The organism is Metabacillus lacus, assembly GCF_009674805.1.
In the GTDB taxonomy this organism is placed as follows: Bacteria; Bacillota; Bacilli; order Bacillales; family Bacillaceae; genus Metabacillus_C; species Metabacillus_C lacus.
In genome coordinates, this window is sequence record NZ_WKKI01000030.1 from 1 (window position 1) to 18994 (window position 18994).

Below are 18994 nucleotides of genomic sequence, written 5' to 3' on the forward strand. Positions count from 1 at the left end.
TAAGGCTTCTAACCGTCGGTGCAACGGGATAGCCTAATCCATAACTAGCGGTTACGCTGGTGTTCTTAGGAATCCCCCACTTCAAACAGCTCGCAAGAGCAGTTAAGTGGCGGGTAGTTCAAGGATGACCTTTCAGCAGAAAACCTTAACGAAAAGGGTACTGGAATATTTAATAAACGTGGCTGATCATCCTCAAGCTAAGGAAATAATGACTTCTGCAAAGAATGAAATAGATGGTTATATCATACTGATTGAAAGTATTCTTTTGGAGGAAGGGGCAGCAGTGCCTGTCGGCTTTACGGAGCAGGATGTTCATATTGGGGCGGAAAAATTATATGATTTTCATTTTGATATCCTGTTTCTTCGCTTATTAAAAGAAATAAGCATGGGCCTGCACACACTTCATCTAAATATGTCCTATAGGTCGGATATGATAGAGCTTTACAAGGATTTGTCACGTTTTACACAAGGGGTTTTTACAGATTGCATGGATTATTTGTCAGAGCACAGCGCCCTTTCAAGACCGCCTTTGGTCACTCCGGAATACAGTGTTGAATTTGTGGACAGTACCAAATATTTGAGCGGCCTAAATCCTTTTAATCAAAAAAGAGTTCTTAATACTGTGTAAGTTGCGCATCTGTACTATGCAATAGAAACAAATATCTTCGGCATGCAGCTTATGACGGGATTTGCACAGTGTGCCAAAGATCCAGATGTAAAAAAGTACTTTGTGAAAGGCAAGAAGCTCTCTAAAAAAATTGTCTCCGACTACAGCAAGATCCTACTCGAAAGCGATATCTCGGTCCCTTCCAGTATCAGCGCCAAACCAACAGCATCCACAGCGGCTCCATTCTCTGATAAGCTGATGATGTACTGCACCAGCCTTTTTTGCAGCTTTGGACTTGGAAGCAATGCACTCGGGACCGCATTCAGCCTGCGCACCGATCTTCCGCTCTCATTGATTTCAACAGCAAAAGACATCCTGACATACGGACAGGAAGGCGGAAAGATAATGGCAGAAAAAGGTTGGATGGAGGAGCCCCCTCAAATGGAAGACAGGGTAAATCTAATACAAAAGTTTATATTCGCAGCCCTCGAGCATGTACGAGGGTTTTTTCTATCGGATAAAATTAAGGATTCTTAAGAAAATCTTTATAAATTCATTAGAATTTTCGTGTATGCTATTACCATTAGCTTAAGAAAAAAGGAGGCTGCTGCCATGACCAGCATACTGATAGTGGATGATGATGAGCAGATCCGCAACTTAATTTCTATTTACCTTCATAATGACGGCTATCGTTCCCTGCAGGCAGGCAGCGGCTTTGAAGCATTGGCAGTGCTGGAAAAAGAGAGTGTTGACTTGATTATCTTGGATATCATGATGCCCAAAATGGACGGAATACAAGCTTGCCTGAAGATTCGAGAAGAGCGGGAAATGCCGATTATTATGCTCTCCGCTAAGTCGGAAGATATGGATAAAATACAGGGGCTTGCTGCAGGTGCTGATGATTATCTCAGCAAACCTTTTAATCCATTGGAGCTGATGGCAAGGGTAAAGTCACAGCTGCGAAGGTATAAAAAGTATAATCCATCGGCAGGTGAGCAGCAGGCTGTTTTTGAAATTGGCGCGCTGAAAATCAATGCCCAGACACGGCAGGTTTGGTCTGATGGAAACGAAGTCAGACTGACGCCAAAGGAGTTTGATATTCTGGAACTTCTGGCGAAAAACAGAGGAAATGTGTTAAGTATACAAAGAATATATGAAAGCATTTGGAAAGAGAGATACTTTCAATCTGATAATACCGTGATGGTTCATATTACAAAAATCAGAGAAAAGATTGAACCTGTGCCTAAGCAGCCCATCTACATTAAAACCATTTGGGGAGCAGGCTATAAAATATGAAAAAGCTGAGCTTTAAGCTGCTGGCCGTAATTACCCTTAGTTTTTTTCTCTCTTTCGGTGTTATGGCCGCTTTGGTAAGAATGATCGTTGAATATTACAGGCTGGATGAAGGCGTTACTGTATGGCAGTACAACACGTTAACTTTTTTATTTTTATTTTCAGTCATTGCTACTTTTATCGTCAGCTTTCTTCTGTTAATTCGGCATCGCTTGAAATATTTACAGCAAATGACAGAGGCCGTACGCAGCATTGCTGAAGGAGATCTTGGTTTTCAGGTGCCGGTAAAAGGACAGGACGAGCTTGCACAGCTATCGGGCAGCATTAATATCATGTCACAAAAGCTGAAGGAGCAGTTTGAAAGCGAAAGAAAGCTTCAACAGTCAAAGAATGAATTAATCACAAATGTATCACATGATGTTCGTACACCCTTAACCTCCATTATCGGGTATTTGGAACTGCTGCGAAATCAGGAATATCATCATGAAGAGCAGCTGGCTGAGTATATTGAAACAACATATGGAAAAACAATAGAGTTAAAAAACCTTGTGAATGAATTATTCGAATATACAAGACTCAGCAGTCCTGATATGGTTTTGAATCAATCCATGGTAGACGTTTCAGGGATTCTAACTCAAATGAGCGGAGAGTATGTGCCTATTTTTGAAAACAGAAACATTTCTATTGAGCTTTCACTCTCGGAAGGTCTGAATTTGTTTATTGATGTGGAGAAACTCGTCAGGGTATTTGATCAGTTATTCTCAAACGCCCTTAAATACAGTGATGCTCCATCAAACTTGAAAATCAGTGCATATCGTGACGCAGCTTATGTTCACATAGCCTTTACCAATTCCGCAGCGGATTTTTCTGAAAGAGACCCTAACATCCTGTTTGAACGTTTTTACAGGACGGATACTTCAAGGCATTCGGAAGGGGCGGGACTCGGCCTTGCTATATCTAAAAGAATAATTGAACTGCACAATGGCAGAATGCATGCTGACTATCAACATAAATTACTGACCATTCATATTGAACTACTGGCAGGTGATTAAATGGGAAAACAAATGTTAAAATTAGCAGGATTCGCCATGATGATCACACTGTTGATCATCTGTCTGGCGAGTCTGCCGGATCTACTCACGGTGCCGCTGAGTGCTGTGGGAATATCGCTGGCTTTGCTATCGCTTTTAATGGTATCCGGCATGTATTCACCGAAAAAAACATTACCAGTATCCAAATTCAAGAAACTGATTTTCAGCTACTTTATTTTCGCGTTTGCCAGCGCAGGTGTTTTAAAGGTAGTGGAGTTTGCTGCAGCTATCAGGGAGACTGGCCTGCAGGCTTTCCTGGAACAAAACGGTGCGGCAGCCCACTATATTTTTTTTGCAATCTGCTTTCTTCAGCCCATAGCTCTTCCTTTTCCAGAAGCAATAACTGTTATAGCAGGCAGTGCAGTGCTCGGGCCCTTAGCGGCTTCCATCCTTTCCTTAACAGGTACAACATTGGGAATTATCGTTATGTTTTATGCAGCCCGGTTTGGAGGAGAGCCTCTTATAAGGAAAATTGTTGAGAAGGAAAAGATAGAGCGCTATCATTATTATGTGAGAAAGAACGAAACGCTGATTTTAATTTTGCTATTTATTTTTCCTCTGCTGCCGGATGAAGTCATTTGCATTGGAGCTGGTTTGAGCGGCATATCTGCTTCAAAGCTTATTCCGATTGCCTTTCTTTCTAAAGTGGTCACATCATTTTCATTAGCTTATTCTACTATTCTCGCATCTGTATTTAACATAGGGACAACTGAATTGCTGCTTCTGGTATTTGTCGTCTTTTCAGCGGGATACCTGGGCACAACCTACTATAAGAGAAACTTCAGGTCCCAAGGATAGAGCCTAAAATATGCTTGTCTGGTTGTTTTTTTCAAGATAAAATAGAATGGGAGAATAAAGAAAAAGAAATGATGAATGGGGCAGTGTTAAATGACAGCTTTGTCAAAGGTAGCATCCTATTTGATTGAACATTGTGAGATATTAGCGGGGGATGTAACAGAAGAGATTGTCGAGCGGTTTCCTTTTGAAGTTCCGCAGGCAGAAGTAGAATCAGCAAAGAGAATGTATAGTGAATTTTTATTTTTTCTTGGAGAATCTATAAATTGTACTGAAAATTCTGTGCCTGAAACGCTTCAAAGATGGAGCAAAGGCAACGGAGAACGGGCTGCTGCGTCCAATGCCAAAATTTCTGATATATTTATAAGATACCCGGATACAAGAATGGTTTTTTCCGATTTTGTCCTTAATCTTGGCAAGCAGTTTGATCTCACGTCAGATGAAATTGTGTTGATCCTGAAAAGAATCAATCATTTGCTTGACCTCAGTATAAATGAAACTGTTTTTGCATATGAAGCCAGAACAGATTTCAACCTGAAAGAGGCTCAGGAAAAAATTCGCGAGCTTGCCTCACCAGTCGTGCCCATTCAGGAAGGAATCGCAATACTGCCGCTGATTGGGAAAATTGACACTGATCGGGCTGAGCATTTGCTGAATAAAGTGGTGCCTGAGCTGCCTCACCTTGAAGTGAACTGCTTAATCCTTGATTTCTCAGGAATTGTCACGATTGATACAGATGTAGCTAGTCATATATTTAATTTATATAATGTACTGCGTCTCTTGGGCATTAACGTGATCTTTACAGGAATCAGACCTGAGCTGGCGACAAAAGTGATTCATGGAGGAATCGACTTTTCCAGCCATAAAATATATGCAAATGTTCGAGAAGCCATTAAGGCGTTATAAATGATGAAGGTGTCCGAAAGCTGTGCTTTCGGGCATTTTTTTGGTGTGGGTGGCTGGTGAACGGTGGAGAGGGGCGAACAGTGCCAGGCACCACCCGGAAAGGCGAACAGTGCCAGGCACCACCCGAAAAATCTTGTTTCACAGGGCGAACAGTGCCAGGCACCACCCGAAGAATCTTGTTTCACGACCTGTTTCACGGTAGAGAGGGGCGAACAGTGCCAGGCACCACCCGAAGAATCTTGTTTCACAGCCTGTTTCACGGTGGAGATAAAGCGAACAGTGCCAGGCACCACCCGAAAAATCTCGTTACACGGCTTGTTTCAGTAAAGAGGGGCGAACAGTGCCAGGCACCACCCGAAAAATCTCGTTTCACAGCTTTTTTCACGGTGGAGAGGGGCGAACAGTGCCAGGCACCACCCGAAAGATCTTGTTTCACGGTTTGTTTCACGGTGGAGAGGGGCGAACAGTGCCAGGCACCACCCGAAGAATCTTGTTTCACGACCTGTTTCACGGTGGAGAGGTGCGAACAGTGCCAGGCACCACCCGAATAATCTTGTTTCACGGCTTGTTTCACGGTGGAGAGGGGCGAACAGTGCCAGGCACCACCCGAAGAATCTTGTTTCACACTTCGTTTCACGGGAAGAGTGTCAGGCAATTTAAATGCTAGCCCCCAAAAGCTCTTTCAAACCAGCATTCGGGTAACCATTTCTTAGAAAATGACAGAAACTATAATTGAAATTAATTCTCATTATCAATTATAATATATGGGAGTAACAAAAGGAGGAGAGTACATGTTTATACAGCTGAAAACCATTACTGTTTTAGAAGGACATGCAGAGAGAATGACAGAAAGATTTGCAGGGGAAGGAATCATTGAACAGCAGCTCGGCTTTGTTGATTTACATGTTATGAAGAAGAAACAGAGACGTGGAGATGAGGAAGTCGTTGTGATGATTCGCTGGGAATCAGAAGAGGCGTGGAAAGCATGGGAAACGAGTGATGTTCATCTGGCAGGGCATAAAGCCAGAAGAGGCGTTCCACAGCCGGAGTTCATCCTGGACAGCAAGCAGGATACATATCATGTGATGGGTTCGAAAACATTTAAGGGTAGTGAAATAATATAGAAAAGAGTTCAGCTTCCACAAAACAAGGAAAAGATACAAGAAATTACTACTGGAAAGCGCTTTTGCAGGCCTAACCTTAAAGGCTGCCTGACATAAGGGGGTGAAAAAGAATGAAGTACTATGTGGTGGATGCATTCGCTGAGAGAATTTTTGAAGGAAATCCAGCAGGGGTTATGATTTTGGAAGATTGGATTTCTGAGCAATTGATGCAGAACATAGCGATTGAGAATAATCTTTCCGAAACAGCATTCGCGGTAAGGGAAGGAGAAAGATATGGACTCAGGTGGTTTACTCCCGGCGGTGAAATAGATTTGTGCGGTCATGCGACACTGGCAGCTGCTTTTGTTATCTTGAATTTTATAGAAGGTGAAAAAGAGACTGTAGAATTTTTGACCAAAAGCGGAATATTGATTGTGAACAAAAGAGGAGAACTGTATGAGCTGGACTTTCCGGCCATGAGCTCCAAGGAAGTTCCGATTACAGATGTTATGGAGAAAGCGCTTGGAGTTAGGCCGGAAGAGGCATACCTGAATAGAGATCTGATTCTTGTACTGAAGTCAGAGGATGCTGTGAAGAATCTTTGTCCTGATTTTGATCAATTAAAGAAGCTGCCGGATGGGCTTGGAGTCTGTGTGACTGCAGCAGGAAACGAAGTTGATTTTGTATCGCGTGCTTACTTTCCAAAACTGAATATTAATGAGGATCCCGTAACCGGTTCCCTGCACTGCAGCCTGATTCCATATTGGTCAAACCAGCTTGGTAAGAAGGAGTTATCTGCCAGACAGCTGTCTACACGAGGAGGCAGGCTATTCTGCAGCCTTCAAGGGGAAAGGGTTAAAATTGCCGGAAAAGCTGCTTTGTATTCTGTAGGAGAAATTATGATAGAGAGCTGACATTTATATTTGAATCATCCCCTTTCAGCAGCTGCTGAAAGGGATTTTTTGTGTGTAATTTTAAGCCAAATAAAATTAATATTCTCTGCAGGGCTTTTTATTTTATCATGACAATTGCGCAGCACATCAACCTTCATTTCCATGCTTAAAATGCCCTGTTGCTTTGGCGAGAAGCAGCTGTACTTCCTTTTCATCAGCGGCAGTACTTATGCGGGATACAAGTTTCCCAGCTTCACTGCCTTTCAAAATCTTAATCTGCTTGTTCTTATAAAAAAGAAAAACAGATTGATTTTTAGCAACTTTGTAACTGAAGGGCTGTTCATCCAGCCGGTTTCTTTTGTCTATATTCCCCATAACGTTCCCCCTTTTTGATATGTCTATTCGCTGCCCGAGATTCAATTCCTCTTAATCAGCCTGCTGCAAACTAACATTCATCCCGAAAAAATCCCCTACAGCCGCTGCTGAGGGGGATTTTTTGTGTATTTCTAAAAATATGCTTTAAGCATCAAGACCGTGACCTTTTCTCGTTAGCAGCATGTAAATAAAGTAAGGTGCTCCTATCACAGATACCACAATGCCGATGGGTATGTCGGCCGGTGCAAGCAGGTTTCTTCCAATCATATCTGAAAAAAGAAGAATGGCTGCTCCAATCATGGCTGACATGGGCAGCAGGCTGAAATAATTGGGTCCTGTCAGTCTTCTGGCGAGATGGGGAGCCAATAGGCCAATAAAGGAGATTCCTCCGCCTACTGATACACAAGAACCTGCCAGTGCGGCTGACAGGCACAGGAGCGTCCGGCGCTGTCTTTCAACATGAAGGCCCAAAGCAGCTGGAAGCGGTTCTTTTAGCTGCAATACATTCAAGGCTCTTCCTTTAAAAAACACAAGAGGCAGCAAAATGGCGATCCACGGTAGGAGCGCCCATACATATTTCCATTGAGTTCCCCAGATGCTGCCTGTCAGCCAGATGGCAGCCTGCTGAAAATCTCTCGGGTCCATCTTTAGCTGAAGGATGATAAGAAGTGCACCGCAAAGCGCGTTAAAACCAAGCCCCATCAGGAGCAGCCGATTTGGTTCAATTCCGTTTTTCCATGAAAATGCATAAATCAGGCCGGCAATCAGCAAAGCACCTCCAAAAGCAAAAACTGGCAGAAGAAATGGGCTGAGCAGAAGGCCTGAGCCGCTTCCTCCCTGTGTGATAAATATGATGAAAACGACGGCCAGCCCGGCACCCGCATTGATGCCGATAATTCCGGGATCAGCCAGAGAATTTCTTGATATTCCCTGAAGGATAGCCCCCGATACAGCAAGTCCCGCCCCAATCAGCATTGCAATGACCATTCTGGGCAGGCGGAGCTGATATAAGACAAGCTCCTGCTTAGCTGTGCCGCTGCCTTGCAGTACCGCCAGAATTTCGCTGGGACCTACAGGCATCACGCCTGTAGAAAGGCTGATTATGAAAATCGTAAAGATAAATAACAAAAAACCAATAAGCCAATATTTTGCAGAAATCAGTGCTTGTTTCCATTCCATTATAAGCTCCTCCCTCCCCGGCGAGATAACCAAAGAAAGAACGGTACACCTATTAAAGCGGTAATGGCGCTGACAGGTGTTTCAAATGGCGGATTGATCATTCGCGCACCTATGTCGGCCAGCAGCAGCAGAAAAGCGCCTGCCACTGCACTAAAAGGAAGAAGAATTCTGTAATCTGCACCAACTATGGAACGGACAATATGAGGGACCACCAAGCCGATAAAGCCGATAGCACCAGCAATGGCTACTGCGGCGCCTGAGAGAAGAATGACTGCTATCAAACCGATGATCCGCGTGTTTTTCTTGGATTCGCCCAGGCCGGCAGCAATTTCGTCTCCTAAAGAAAGGATGGTCAGTGATCTGCTGATGATAAGGGAGAGCCCAAGCCCCAGCATTGTGACAGGAAAAAGTATGTATACATGCTGCCACTTTACTCCTGACAGCCCTCCGGCAAACCAAAAGCTAATATCCTGGGAGACTTGAAAATACAGGGCAATCCCTGTGGAAAGAGCAGAAAACAGGGTCCCAAGAGCAGCTCCTGCAAGGGTGAGTGAGACAGGAGAAAGCTGGTCCTTAGACAGGACAGTAAAGGCCATGATCGCAGATGCGGCTGCAGCAGAACCAAGAAAAGACCATGCGAGAAGAATCCAGTAGGATCCGGACGAAAAGAATGCAAGATAAATTGCGATCGCAAGTCCAGCTCCCTGCGTAATGCCGATGATGGAAGGATCAGCCAGCGGATTTCTGGTCATGCCCTGCATGATTGTGCCTGTGACAGCGAGGGCTGCTCCTGTTAATGCTGCCGATAATGCCCGCGGAAGGCGAACCTCCTTTATAAGCTGATGCTCCATAAGCTGGGGATTAAAGCTGTAAAAAGCTTCAGCGATGACCTGAAGAGGGACAGGCACAGCACCAAGGCTGATGGAAAGAGCAAAACACAGGAAAACGGCAGCTAGTGAGGAAGATGCCCAAATGAACAAGCTGCCTTTTCTTTTTATATGAGATAAAACAACCATGACTACTTCATCCTTTAATATTATAATAGATAATGAGAATCATTTTCACTTTTTAAATCTACCTCTGAAGAAGAGGCTTTGTCAACTCAATTTCTGTACATAAACTAGAAAAGGTGGAAAAAGATGATAGACCAACTTGTGAAAACCTCCAAATTCACTTTGCATGAAGGAAGAGGAGAACATGTGAACAGCCACAGTGAATACAGTTTACTATATATTTCTGCCGGATCAGGACATCTGGAAATGGCAGACAAGAGAACTAGACTGAGAGAAGGGGAGGGGAAATGGGTGACGGGGAAAGCTTTTCTCTTCCCTGGCTCCGCTCAGCCGCTGCAAGGCTACGTACTCAGCTGGCAGGGTGATGTTCCAGCTCTGGAATCACTGACAGCTCTGGCAGGAGTTCCCCTCAGCAGCTGCCCTCCAGCAAAAACGACACCGTATTGGGAAGAGATGCTCCGCAAAAGTGGAGCAGGGGATATTTGCCATTCCTGCTCTTTTCAAGCAGCTCTCTGGGCTCTCCTTGCAATGTTAACAGCAAGTCCCCAAATATCGGATATGGAAGAAGTTCTGGATTATATGGAGAGAGACATGACTGCTCCCAGTTCTGTCGCGGAGCTTGCAGAGCGGTTTGGAATGACACCTACTTCTTTTTCCAGGGCGTTTAAAAAGAAGACGGGCATGTCTCCTAAGGATTATATGAACAATGTGAGGATTGCCGCTGCAAAAACGATGCTGCTGCAGGAAAAAGATATTACTGCAAAAGAGGTTGCGTACCGGATCGGATTGCAGGATGAGTTTTATTTCAGCAGATTGTTTAAAAAGAGAGAAGGAACACCTCCTTCTGTTTTTATGAAACGGGCTCAGCCCCGCATAGCCGTTGTGAGCCAGCTGTTTCTGCAGGATCACCTTCTGTCATTGGGTATCCAGCCCGTCGCAGCACCTGCTTATCCAAGTATCTATCCCGGCGGCAAAGGGCTTCCAGGTCATCTTGCCGAACACATGGAGGGATCCTTGCTTTTGAATGCAGAAAGAGCCTTCTGCTTAAAGCAGGTAGCTGGAACAAGTCCTGATCTTGTTATCAAAACGGACGCCCATCTGGAGCGGGAGCAGTCGCCGGTCTGGAGCCACAGAAATGAAGTATATACTATGCCTTTTCACACATCATGGAAGGGATATTTAAGAGAGATCAGCATTTTAACGGGACGAAAAGAAAAAGTGGCAGAAATAGAGTTTGAGATAGAAGCGTTGGAGAGAAAGCTGAAGAACAGGCTTCTTCACCAAAAGCAGAGGGAGGGCTGGGCAGTCATCTGGGCAAGACGTGATGAACTGCGTCTCTATGGGACCAGGAATCATGCTCTTCTGGAATTGCTCTTTGATGGTCTTGGCCTTCAGCCTGCAGAAAACCTTCCTGAGGAAACATATAAAGCTGTTTCAATTGAGGAGTTAGCCTCCATCAACCCTGAAAATATTTTGTTTCTCTGGAGCAATGAAAGTGACATCCTAAAAGCCGGGAATCATCTTCTGTGGAAAGAGATCAGCGCGGTACGCAATGGGAACCTTTATATGCCTAGTAGCCATTGCTGGGATCCATGGGGACCACTTGGCCGAAAGGTAATGATCAGGGATCTTGAGCAATATTTTCAAGGCAGGGAATTGCTGAAGGTATAAAAAAGATAAATTTGTCCATGCAAAAGGGAAGAAAAAGCCATGTTCTGTACAATGTATCACCGCTATCATTGAGAATGAGTTTCATTACTAATTAAGGAGAGATAAAATATGAAAAAGTTACTTGCTCCTTTGATACTATTACTTCTTCTGCTGATGGTATCAGCATGCGGTAATACAACAAACAGCGGTACAGAAGAAAGTGGAGAGGAACAGCAAGCTGCAACTGAAGAACAGGGCGGGGAAGAGCCGGCAGCAACAGAAGAAGAAACAGAGGAAACAAGAACAGTAGAGCATTTATTTGGCAAAGCAGAAGTGCCTGCAGAACCGAAGAAAGTTGTATTGCTCTCCCATGTATCATGGGAAGGCTCACTTGTATCAGTCGGCGTAAAGCCATATGCAGTTATGGCTTATGATAATGAATTTCCTCCTCATCTGACTGAAGAGCTTCAAGGAGTGACAGCTCTTCCATATGCAGATGAAATAAATTCTGAAGAAATTTTAAAGCTTGACCCTGATCTTTTAATCATAAGCGACCGCTATAAGCCGCTTTATGATCAGCTTTCCAAAACCATTCCAACAGTAGTTGTTGAAGTGGGAGGAGATTGGAAGGAAGATCACCTCAAAGTGGCAGAAGCTGTAGGAAAACTTGATGAAGGTGAAAAGGTTATAGAAGATCTGGAAAAAGAAGCAGAAGAGATAGGTGCTTCCATCCGTGAAAAGGTCGGAGAAGAAACATTTATGGCAGTGTCAATTAACAAAAAAGATATCAGAGTGTATGGAAGAAACAACCACGCAACCAATGCGCTGTTATTTGATGATATCGGGCTGAAGCCTGCTGAAAATATTCCTGAGGATTTTGGAGAAAACATTTCAATAGAAGGTCTGGCAAATTATAATCCAGATCACATCATTGATGTAACGTACTTCAACAGCGGTGAGTTTTATGACTCTGTTACAAGCGGTGAAGTATGGAACAGCCTGAATGCGGTGAAAAACGGAAATGTCCATACGTTAACAACAACATGGGGCTTCTGGGATCCGATCGAGCGTCAAAAAGGTCTTGAGGAAATCAAAGAGCTGCTAGTAAAAAACTGAACCATTAGGAAAAAACGAGGAGAACTCGTTTTTTTCTTATTCATGAATGAGAATGGTTCTCATTTACTAAGCACAAAGTTCTAGAAAGGAAGAAAAAATGTGCTGCTTTCTAAACAAATTGCAGAAAATGCTGCTTTCGAGGCATTTTTAAACAGTTATATCAGAGAGATTAATAGAGGAGAATGGTTTGCCAGAAATGAGTGGTTATTGAAAAACAAACCATCTGCCCTCATATCTGGAGAAGAAATTCTACAGCTGTTCCTTCCTCTTCAAGAAAAGGTGTTCGCGGTTTCAGTTTCCTATAAATCGCTCACAGGCTGCAGCAGATTTGCTAGCGTGTTTCAGTACGATTGTAAGGAGGAAGTATGGCATCAGAGTAATAAACTGTGTGTAATTGTCTCACTGATACAAGAACTGCAGCTTGGACAAAGTGGTGAAGATTTGCAAGGTAGCAGAGGGGAAGCTTACAGTGATCTGCTGTCAAGGGTGCTGGACAGCAGCAGATGTATTGAAAAATATGTTGAGCAAAGAGAAAAAGATGCATTCAGACTGTATTCCCCAAAGGCAAGCTTTATTGAAACAGAGCAATCTCTGCTGTTCGGACACTGGATGCATCCTTCTCCCAAAAGCCGGCAGGGTATGGCTGATTGGCAGCAGGAACGTTTTGCTCCTGAACTTCAAGGCAGTTTTCAGCTCCATTTCTTTTTGGCAGAGAATTCTTCTGTGAAGGAAGTATCTCTGCTGCAAGGTCGGCCAACATCATGGTTCCAGGAAAATATGGGTTCTGCATGCCCGAGCGGCTATTGTGCAGTTCCGGTCCATCCCCTTCAGGCACAATGGCTGCTGCAGCAGGAGTACGTGAAAAATGCATTGAGGGAGGGAACGCTCATAAACATAGGGCCGCAGGGAAGAGAGTTTTTCCCTACTTCATCAGTCAGGACCGTATACGCAGAAGATAAAGACTTTATGCTGAAGTTTTCTATACCTGTAAAACTTACGAATTCTCTTAGAAACAATAAGCTTTCAGAATGCTATGCAGGATTAGCAATGACAAAGCTCAGGAAGAAGATCCCTTTTTTATCAAGCCATCCTTCGTTCAAAATGATGGATGATCCCGCCTTTCTTACAATCATGTTTCCGGGAATGAAAGAATCCGGATTTGAAGTAATTATCAGGGAAAACCCATTTCGCCACTCACACGTGAACAGTGTCTGCTGTGTCGCTGCACTGGTACAGCAGCCGCTTCCGGGCCATAAATCCAGGCTGTATCAAACAGTGCAGCTTCTGGCTGAAAAAAGGCACCTATCCCTCAAAGAGGCGGGCATGCTTTGGTTTCAATCCTACTTTGACCGCTGTGTGAAGCCGCTGCTGGAGCTTTACGACTGCTGGGGTATTGCACTCGAAGCTCATCAGCAAAACAGCGTGATTGAATGCAGGGATTACCTGCCGCATACCTTTTACTACAGGGATAATCAGGGATACTACCTGTCTGAGCGCTGCAGGAACAAGCTTGTGGCAATGGAGCCTTCGTTAGCGGAACTTCAGGAGTTGTTTTACAACGAGTCTGTGATTAAAGAAAGGTTTTCATACTATTTATTCTTTAACCAGATTTTTTCAATACTTCACCGGCTCGGAGCTGAAGATGTCATAGAGGAAGAGGTCCTGATATCCTGGCTGCAATGCAGACTGGATAAACTGAGTACAGTCTTGAAGGCAAGCGGAAAAGATGTTGTTGCATATGTGCTGAATCAGCCAAAGCTTCGGGTGAAAGCCAATTTATTGACGAGTTTTTATGAGATAGATGAATTGGAGGCTGAGCTGGAGCAGGCAGTTTACAGGGAAGTGAATAACCCCCTGTATAGGAATGAAAAGGAGGCTTTGCTGCATGAAAAAAAACATCTCCTCTCAAGCAGAGAGCAGGGTGCGCAGACAGCTGGCTGAAGCACTGCTGTTTGAGGAACTTCTCCCTTATGAGGAGCGGGGGGAAGAATTTATTCTCTATGGAAAGCACACGTATCTCTTTACAGGTAAAAGATCGGCATGGGACAGGATCAGGCTGGATGAGAAAGGGATTTTTGTTGTAAAGAAAGGCAAGAAGGAAGAGGCTGATATTCATGATCTGCTGAAGGAGATATCAGGAAATGATGAAATCTATTCAGAAGTGGCAGCAGAATTGGAGCAAACAGTCAAATTCACGAATCACACCCTTCAACTAGAAAGAAAACACAGAAGCACCTTGAGTTATGAAGAGCTGGAAGCAGAAATAGATGAGGGTCATCGCTATCATCCCTGCTTTAAATCTCGAAGTGGCTTCTCGCTTGAGGATTCTGTTATGTATGGACCTGAACATAAAAGCAGCTTTGCACTTGGATGGCTGGCTGTTAGAAGAGATCAGTGCCACCTGGCTCTCCCTTGTGAAGAAACAGCTTTTTGGAAGAAAGAGCTCGGCAGCGAGCTGTACCAGATGCTGACCGGCAAGCTGTCAGCGCTGACAAAAGATACTGAGAAATACACTTTACTGCCCGTGCATCCATGGCAGTGGGAAAATATCAAGTATTCTTTGTTAAAAGAAGCTCTGGAGAAAAAACATATTCTTTGGCTGGGTGAAGCAGGTCCATTATACAGGGCCACAACTTCTGTCAGAACATTATTCTGCGTGGAAAATCCGGAACGAGCACATATCAAACTGTCTATGAATATGAGAAATACGTCTTCACTGCGTACGCTGCCTGTACATTCTGTTTATACAGCTCCTGAAGTGTCAGACTGGCTTCAAAATCTGGTAAATTCTGATCCTTATTTAAAGAAAAGAATGCTCCTTCTCCGCGAATATGCCGGTGCTGTATACTGCCCTTACAATCGGGGAACGGAGAGGGAAGCAGAGGGGCAGCTGGGTGTTATCTGGAGGGAGAGTGTCAGGGCAAAGCTGCAAGAAAAACAGTCTGCAGCACCCTTCACAGCTTTGTACTCAAGGGAACGGGATGAGAGCTTATTTTTAAAAGACTGGCTGACTATGTACGGTACAGAAGAATGGATGATGCAATTTATCAAAACAGCTGTCCTGCCAGTGTGGCATCTGCTGGCTGCACATGGAGCTGCCGTGGAAGCACATGCTCAAAATATGGTGCTTATCCATGAAAACGGCTGGCCTGCCGGTGTCATTTTAAGAGATTTTCATGAAAGTGTAGAGTATACAGCGGAATTTTTAGCAAATGGAGTACTGCCGGAATTTGAGACAAGTAACAGTTACTACAGGCATGCACCTGACGGCAAGTATTACCGCATGGCAAATGTTGAAGCACTTCGGGAACTGGTGATGGATACCTTGTTTGTTTTCCATTTAAGTGAGCTGTCTTATGTGCTGGAAGCTGAAGGCTGTATGAGTGAAAATCGTTTTTGGAACATGGTTTCCGACCTGATTGAAGAACACGTGGAATACTATGATTTAAAAAGCCGCCATGAATTGCTGGAATTTGACAAGGAAAAAATCTTTGCAGAATCTCTGCTGAAAAAAAGGCTGTGCGGCAAAAAGGAGGAAGAATGCCGCCACCTTGTTAACAACCCGTTTTTTTCATGGAAGAAAGGAAGGCAGAAAAGATGATGTTTATAAATGATACTTACTATAATCTTGAAGATTTTGAAACGCAGTTTGAAATTCTGGAGGAAAACTCATTCTGGAGAGATTGCGGGAGTAAAAGACTGGCAGTCTGTCTGGAGGACGCTTTCCTGTTTCTTGCCGCTGCCTTTTTTATTAGAAGCAAGGGAGGAACGCTGATTCCCATCCCGGCTTCCTCGCCTCCTGAAGCAGCAGTCCGGCTCGCTGACCGTGCTTCTGCGGATTTGTTATTCTATCAATCACAGATTTCTCCAACAGAATTTCAGCAAAAGAAGAAGGGGAAAAGCGGTCAGCTTGTGGGCTTTAGTTCAGGTACAACAGGTGAACCAAAATGTATTGAAAGAAGCTGGAATGCGATAGAGACGGAAATTGACAGCTACAATGAACATTTTCCGCTGAAAGAAAATCTTCAGCCTGTTATTGCCTGTCCTGTCACCCATTCTTTCGGTTTAATCAGCGGTGTCTTTTCTGCACTCCGCAGAGGATCTCAGCCCCTGATTATTACTGAGAAAAATCCAAAGTATTTACTGAAAAAGCTGAAGGAGCAGCGTGAACATTTACTCTATGCATCTCCCGTGCTGCTCTTTACTGTAGTCAGGCTGTTAAAGAGCACTGAGAGTCTATATGCAGTTATGTCTTCGGGTGCGATGCTGACTGAGCGGCAGCTGAAGCTGTTAAAAGAAAAAACGCACCTTGTACTTCAGCAATATGGATGTTCAGAAGCAGGGTGCATTGCTGCAGGAATTGCCTGCTCTGCAGAAGAAATGGGTCTGCCTCTTCCCCACCTTGCTGTATCAGCTGGGAAGAGTATGGAAGAGCCGGGTGAAATCCTGGTGGAAAGCAGCGGGAGCATCTTGCATACGAGAGATTGGGGATATGTAAGAGAAGACGGCGTACTTTGCTTTCTTTCAAGAATGGACGACATGATTAATGTAGCGGGATTGAATGTTTACCCGCAGGAAGTGGAAGCAATTCTTCTTGAAGCAGAAGGGATCGTAGAGGCGGCAGTTTATAAAAAGGCAGACAAGCTGGCAGGGGAAAGGGTTTGTGCACAAGTTGTGGTAAACGGCCCCCTGCAAGAGGAAAAACTGCGGGAATGGTGCCGCCAAAACCTTCAAGCTCATCAGATTCCTGTTGACATACATATTGTAGAAGCCATTCAAACATCAGCGAACGGAAAGCTTAACAGAAAACGTCTGGGGGAAATGGTGTTATGAACAGAGCGGAAATCAATGAAGCCATATTTGCTATGATGAAAGAGGAGCTTGAGCTGAACACGCTGGAAAATTACTCCGTGGACAGCAGGCTGAATGAGGACTTGTATATAGACTCAGTGATGCTGCTTGAGCTGATACTGGCACTGGAACTGCAATACGGCTTTTCCATACCTGATGACAGATTGCATCCTGAGAATTTTAAAACTGTAGGTTCCCTCATCCTGTTTTTGGAATCATTGAAAGTACATGAAGGGGACATGTAAATGATTAAAGTCCACTGTTTTGTGAGCTGCGTATGTGAAGCCATTAAAAGAGACAGAAATGCGGATCATCGTCCCTACTATTTTGGCGTATGGGATTCAGATTTTTATGTTACCGATAATTACAGACTGAATTATCATTCCGAATTCATCACTCATCAATTTTTCAGGGATTGGTATGAACTTTTATACGGAATAAAGCTTGAAGAATGGTACCGAAAAAATGAGTCTAAGAAAGAAAATATGACCCGCTTGGAGCAGCTTGTAAAATATAAGCCAGATCAACGCTGGATCATGGTTATGCTGGATTTGGCCATGCTGCCACAACGGGAGAATAAATTTCATCAAGCTCCTTTTCCTCATTATGTCATGCTGGAAAGAACGGAAAAAGAAGATACATGGCTGATGCTGGATCCCGATTTTCGCTGGGAAGGGGAATTGAAGAAAACCGAGATACTTGAAGCCGCTGCTTCTCACGCGGTTTCAGGAGGATTTTACTTTGATACTGAGAACATTCAGGTTCCTTCTGTTCAAACAGTGGAAGCCTACTTTAGAACCTGTTTTAAAAGGGACCACAACCCTTTTACCGAGGGAATTGGGAGGATTTTTAAGGCTTTCTCTTCAGATAACGGTGTACTGGAAAGAAAAGAACTGAAAGAAGCCCTGAAACAAATTCCTGTCCTCGCCATTCGAAAATATGCCTATGAGCATGCATTTGCTTATTTTTGGGATCATATGAGGTGGGAGGAAAGCGAATTTGAAGACTGGTGTACTGAAATAGAAAAGCTTGTTAAAAACTATTCTGTTATTCAGTATAAAGCGATGAAATTTGCCCAGACAGGGCTTAGGGCTGACAAGGAAGCTGTGGAAGCTTTGCTGGATCTGCAGCATCAGCTTGAGAAGAAAATAAAGGGAGCACTTTCTGCAGCTTTTGAGCAATGGTGCACCATTCATACTGCTTAAACGGAGGAAAAAAGCATCATGAACTTATCACTTTGTACCATTTCATTCCGGCATCATTTAACTTCACTGGAGGACATCAGCAATTTCGCTGTAAGAAACCAATTTCAGGGAATTGAATTGTGGGGTGCTCATGCAAAACAGCTTGCTGAAACCTCAGGCTGTCATATGAGCATGCTGAAAGAAAAAGGGCTGAGCGTTTCTATGCTCAGCCATTACCTTCCCCTTCACACACCGTATGATAATGTACACAAAGCATTTCAGTCTCTTTCTAATTTGGGTAGAAATTATGAAACCAATAAGCTCCGCATCTTTGCCGGTCATTGCGGGAGCGGTCATATCAGCCGTGAAGAAAGAACTGAGATTATCAGCACGCTGAAGCTGCTCTGCCGGCATGCAGAAGAAGCAGGTCAGCAGCTGCTGATTGAAACTCATCCCAATACCTTAGCAGATTCACTGTCTTCAACGCTTCAGCTGTTAGAAGAGGTGAATCATGATACATTGAAAATCAATTTTGATGTTCTGCATGTTTGGGAGGGAGGAGCAGAACCTGCAGAGGCAGCACGCCTGCTGCTGCCCTGCATTCAACACTATCATTTTAAGAACATAGCAGGCAGAGAACAGCTGCATGTTTTTCATCCGCAAAATGTGTATGCCCCTTCCGGCAGCAGGGAAGGTATGGTGCCGCTGTTTGAAGGAGCTGTGGACTACCAAGGGTTTCTGTATGACATGCTGCCTGCTGTAAAGGGAACAGATATCTCTCTTGAATGGTTTGGCGCAGATGTAGAGAACGTACTGGCAAATGATGCAAAGCTGTTCCATAAGCTTTCCGAAAGTGTTTATTTCAACAGCTGAATGCCGCGATTAAAAAAGGTGCTTCAAAGAACGCGTGACACATGTTCTTTGAAGCACCTTTTCTG

19 protein-coding genes are annotated in these 18994 nt (G+C 44.0%); 16 read left to right on the top strand and 3 right to left on the bottom strand.

What is annotated here, in order from left to right; translation table 11 throughout:
• Positions 1 to 124 precede the first annotated feature (124 nt).
• The 8 genes from GJU40_RS21375 (at position 125) to GJU40_RS14045 (ending at position 6709) form a co-directional block, all read left to right on the top strand.
• Positions 125 to 628, top strand: coding sequence for a DUF3231 family protein (locus GJU40_RS21375; RefSeq protein ID WP_343031561.1), 504 nt, complete (start codon positions 125 to 127; stop codon positions 626 to 628).
• A gap of 9 nt (positions 629 to 637) precedes the next feature.
• The gene (locus tag GJU40_RS21380; protein ID WP_343031562.1) at positions 638 to 1144 is read left to right on the top strand and encodes a DUF3231 family protein; all 507 of its coding nucleotides are present in this window, start codon (positions 638 to 640) and stop codon (positions 1142 to 1144) included.
• A gap of 75 nt (positions 1145 to 1219) precedes the next feature.
• Positions 1220 to 1903 carry a response regulator transcription factor gene (locus tag GJU40_RS14020; protein ID WP_154308697.1) on the top strand — a complete coding sequence of 228 codons (684 nt, stop codon included), beginning with the start codon at positions 1220 to 1222 and terminating at the stop codon, positions 1901 to 1903.
• Positions 1900 to 2952: a sensor histidine kinase gene (locus GJU40_RS14025; RefSeq protein WP_154308699.1), complete on the top strand. Its 1053-nt coding sequence runs from the start codon at positions 1900 to 1902 to the stop codon at positions 2950 to 2952. Before GJU40_RS14020 ends, GJU40_RS14025 begins: the two co-directional genes overlap by 4 nt.
• Positions 2953 to 3789 carry a TVP38/TMEM64 family protein gene (locus GJU40_RS14030; protein ID WP_154308701.1) on the top strand — a complete coding sequence of 279 codons (837 nt, stop codon included), beginning with the start codon at positions 2953 to 2955 and terminating at the stop codon, positions 3787 to 3789.
• A gap of 90 nt (positions 3790 to 3879) precedes the next feature.
• A complete protein-coding gene (locus tag GJU40_RS14035; RefSeq protein WP_154308702.1) occupies positions 3880 to 4692 on the top strand; it encodes an STAS domain-containing protein in 813 nt (270 codons plus the stop codon).
• A gap of 791 nt (positions 4693 to 5483) precedes the next feature.
• Positions 5484 to 5816, top strand: a complete 333-nt coding sequence (locus tag GJU40_RS14040) for an antibiotic biosynthesis monooxygenase family protein (protein ID WP_154308703.1) — start codon at positions 5484 to 5486, stop codon at positions 5814 to 5816.
• 110 nt (positions 5817 to 5926) lie between these two features.
• A complete protein-coding gene (locus tag GJU40_RS14045) occupies positions 5927 to 6709 on the top strand; it encodes a PhzF family phenazine biosynthesis protein (RefSeq protein ID WP_154308704.1) in 783 nt (260 codons plus the stop codon).
• A 126-nt stretch (positions 6710 to 6835) separates the two neighbouring features.
• Here GJU40_RS14045 and GJU40_RS14050 read toward each other — a convergent pair whose 3' ends face one another.
• The 3 genes from GJU40_RS14050 to GJU40_RS14060 form a co-directional block, all read right to left on the bottom strand.
• Positions 6836 to 7063 (bottom strand): hypothetical protein, encoded by a 228-nt coding sequence (locus GJU40_RS14050; protein WP_154308705.1) that lies wholly within the window; start codon positions 7061 to 7063, stop codon positions 6836 to 6838.
• 144 nt (positions 7064 to 7207) lie between these two features.
• Positions 7208 to 8242 carry a FecCD family ABC transporter permease gene (locus tag GJU40_RS14055; RefSeq protein WP_154308706.1) on the bottom strand — a complete coding sequence of 345 codons (1035 nt, stop codon included), beginning with the start codon at positions 8240 to 8242 and terminating at the stop codon, positions 7208 to 7210.
• Complete coding sequence (locus GJU40_RS14060) at positions 8242 to 9258, bottom strand: FecCD family ABC transporter permease (RefSeq protein ID WP_154308707.1); 1017 nt, start codon at positions 9256 to 9258, stop codon at positions 8242 to 8244. Before GJU40_RS14060 ends, GJU40_RS14055 begins: the two co-directional genes overlap by 1 nt.
• Before the next feature lie 123 nt (positions 9259 to 9381).
• Between GJU40_RS14060 and GJU40_RS14065 the strand changes: the two genes are divergently transcribed.
• From GJU40_RS14065 to GJU40_RS14100, 8 genes are all read left to right on the top strand, one after another.
• Complete coding sequence (locus GJU40_RS14065; RefSeq protein WP_154308708.1) at positions 9382 to 10926, top strand: AraC family transcriptional regulator; 1545 nt, start codon at positions 9382 to 9384, stop codon at positions 10924 to 10926.
• Between the two features lie 108 nt (positions 10927 to 11034).
• Complete coding sequence (locus tag GJU40_RS14070) at positions 11035 to 12021, top strand: ABC transporter substrate-binding protein (RefSeq protein WP_154308709.1); 987 nt, start codon at positions 11035 to 11037, stop codon at positions 12019 to 12021.
• Positions 12022 to 12120: 99 nt separating this feature from the next.
• On the top strand, positions 12121 to 13962 hold the full coding sequence (locus GJU40_RS14075) for an IucA/IucC family protein (RefSeq protein WP_154308710.1): 1842 nt from the start codon (positions 12121 to 12123) through the stop codon (positions 13960 to 13962).
• Positions 13907 to 15622, top strand: coding sequence for an IucA/IucC family protein (locus GJU40_RS14080; protein WP_170289417.1), 1716 nt, complete (start codon positions 13907 to 13909; stop codon positions 15620 to 15622). Before GJU40_RS14075 ends, GJU40_RS14080 begins: the two co-directional genes overlap by 56 nt.
• Positions 15619 to 16854, top strand: coding sequence for an AMP-binding protein (locus tag GJU40_RS14085; protein WP_154308744.1), 1236 nt, complete (start codon positions 15619 to 15621; stop codon positions 16852 to 16854). Before GJU40_RS14080 ends, GJU40_RS14085 begins: the two co-directional genes overlap by 4 nt.
• Positions 16851 to 17117, top strand: coding sequence for a phosphopantetheine-binding protein (locus GJU40_RS14090; protein WP_170289418.1), 267 nt, complete (start codon positions 16851 to 16853; stop codon positions 17115 to 17117). Before GJU40_RS14085 ends, GJU40_RS14090 begins: the two co-directional genes overlap by 4 nt.
• Positions 17118 to 18077 (top strand): DUF6005 family protein, encoded by a 960-nt coding sequence (locus tag GJU40_RS14095; protein WP_154308712.1) that lies wholly within the window; start codon positions 17118 to 17120, stop codon positions 18075 to 18077.
• 18 nt (positions 18078 to 18095) lie between these two features.
• Positions 18096 to 18929 carry a sugar phosphate isomerase/epimerase family protein gene (locus GJU40_RS14100; protein WP_154308713.1) on the top strand — a complete coding sequence of 278 codons (834 nt, stop codon included), beginning with the start codon at positions 18096 to 18098 and terminating at the stop codon, positions 18927 to 18929.
• Positions 18930 to 18994 lie beyond the last annotated feature (65 nt).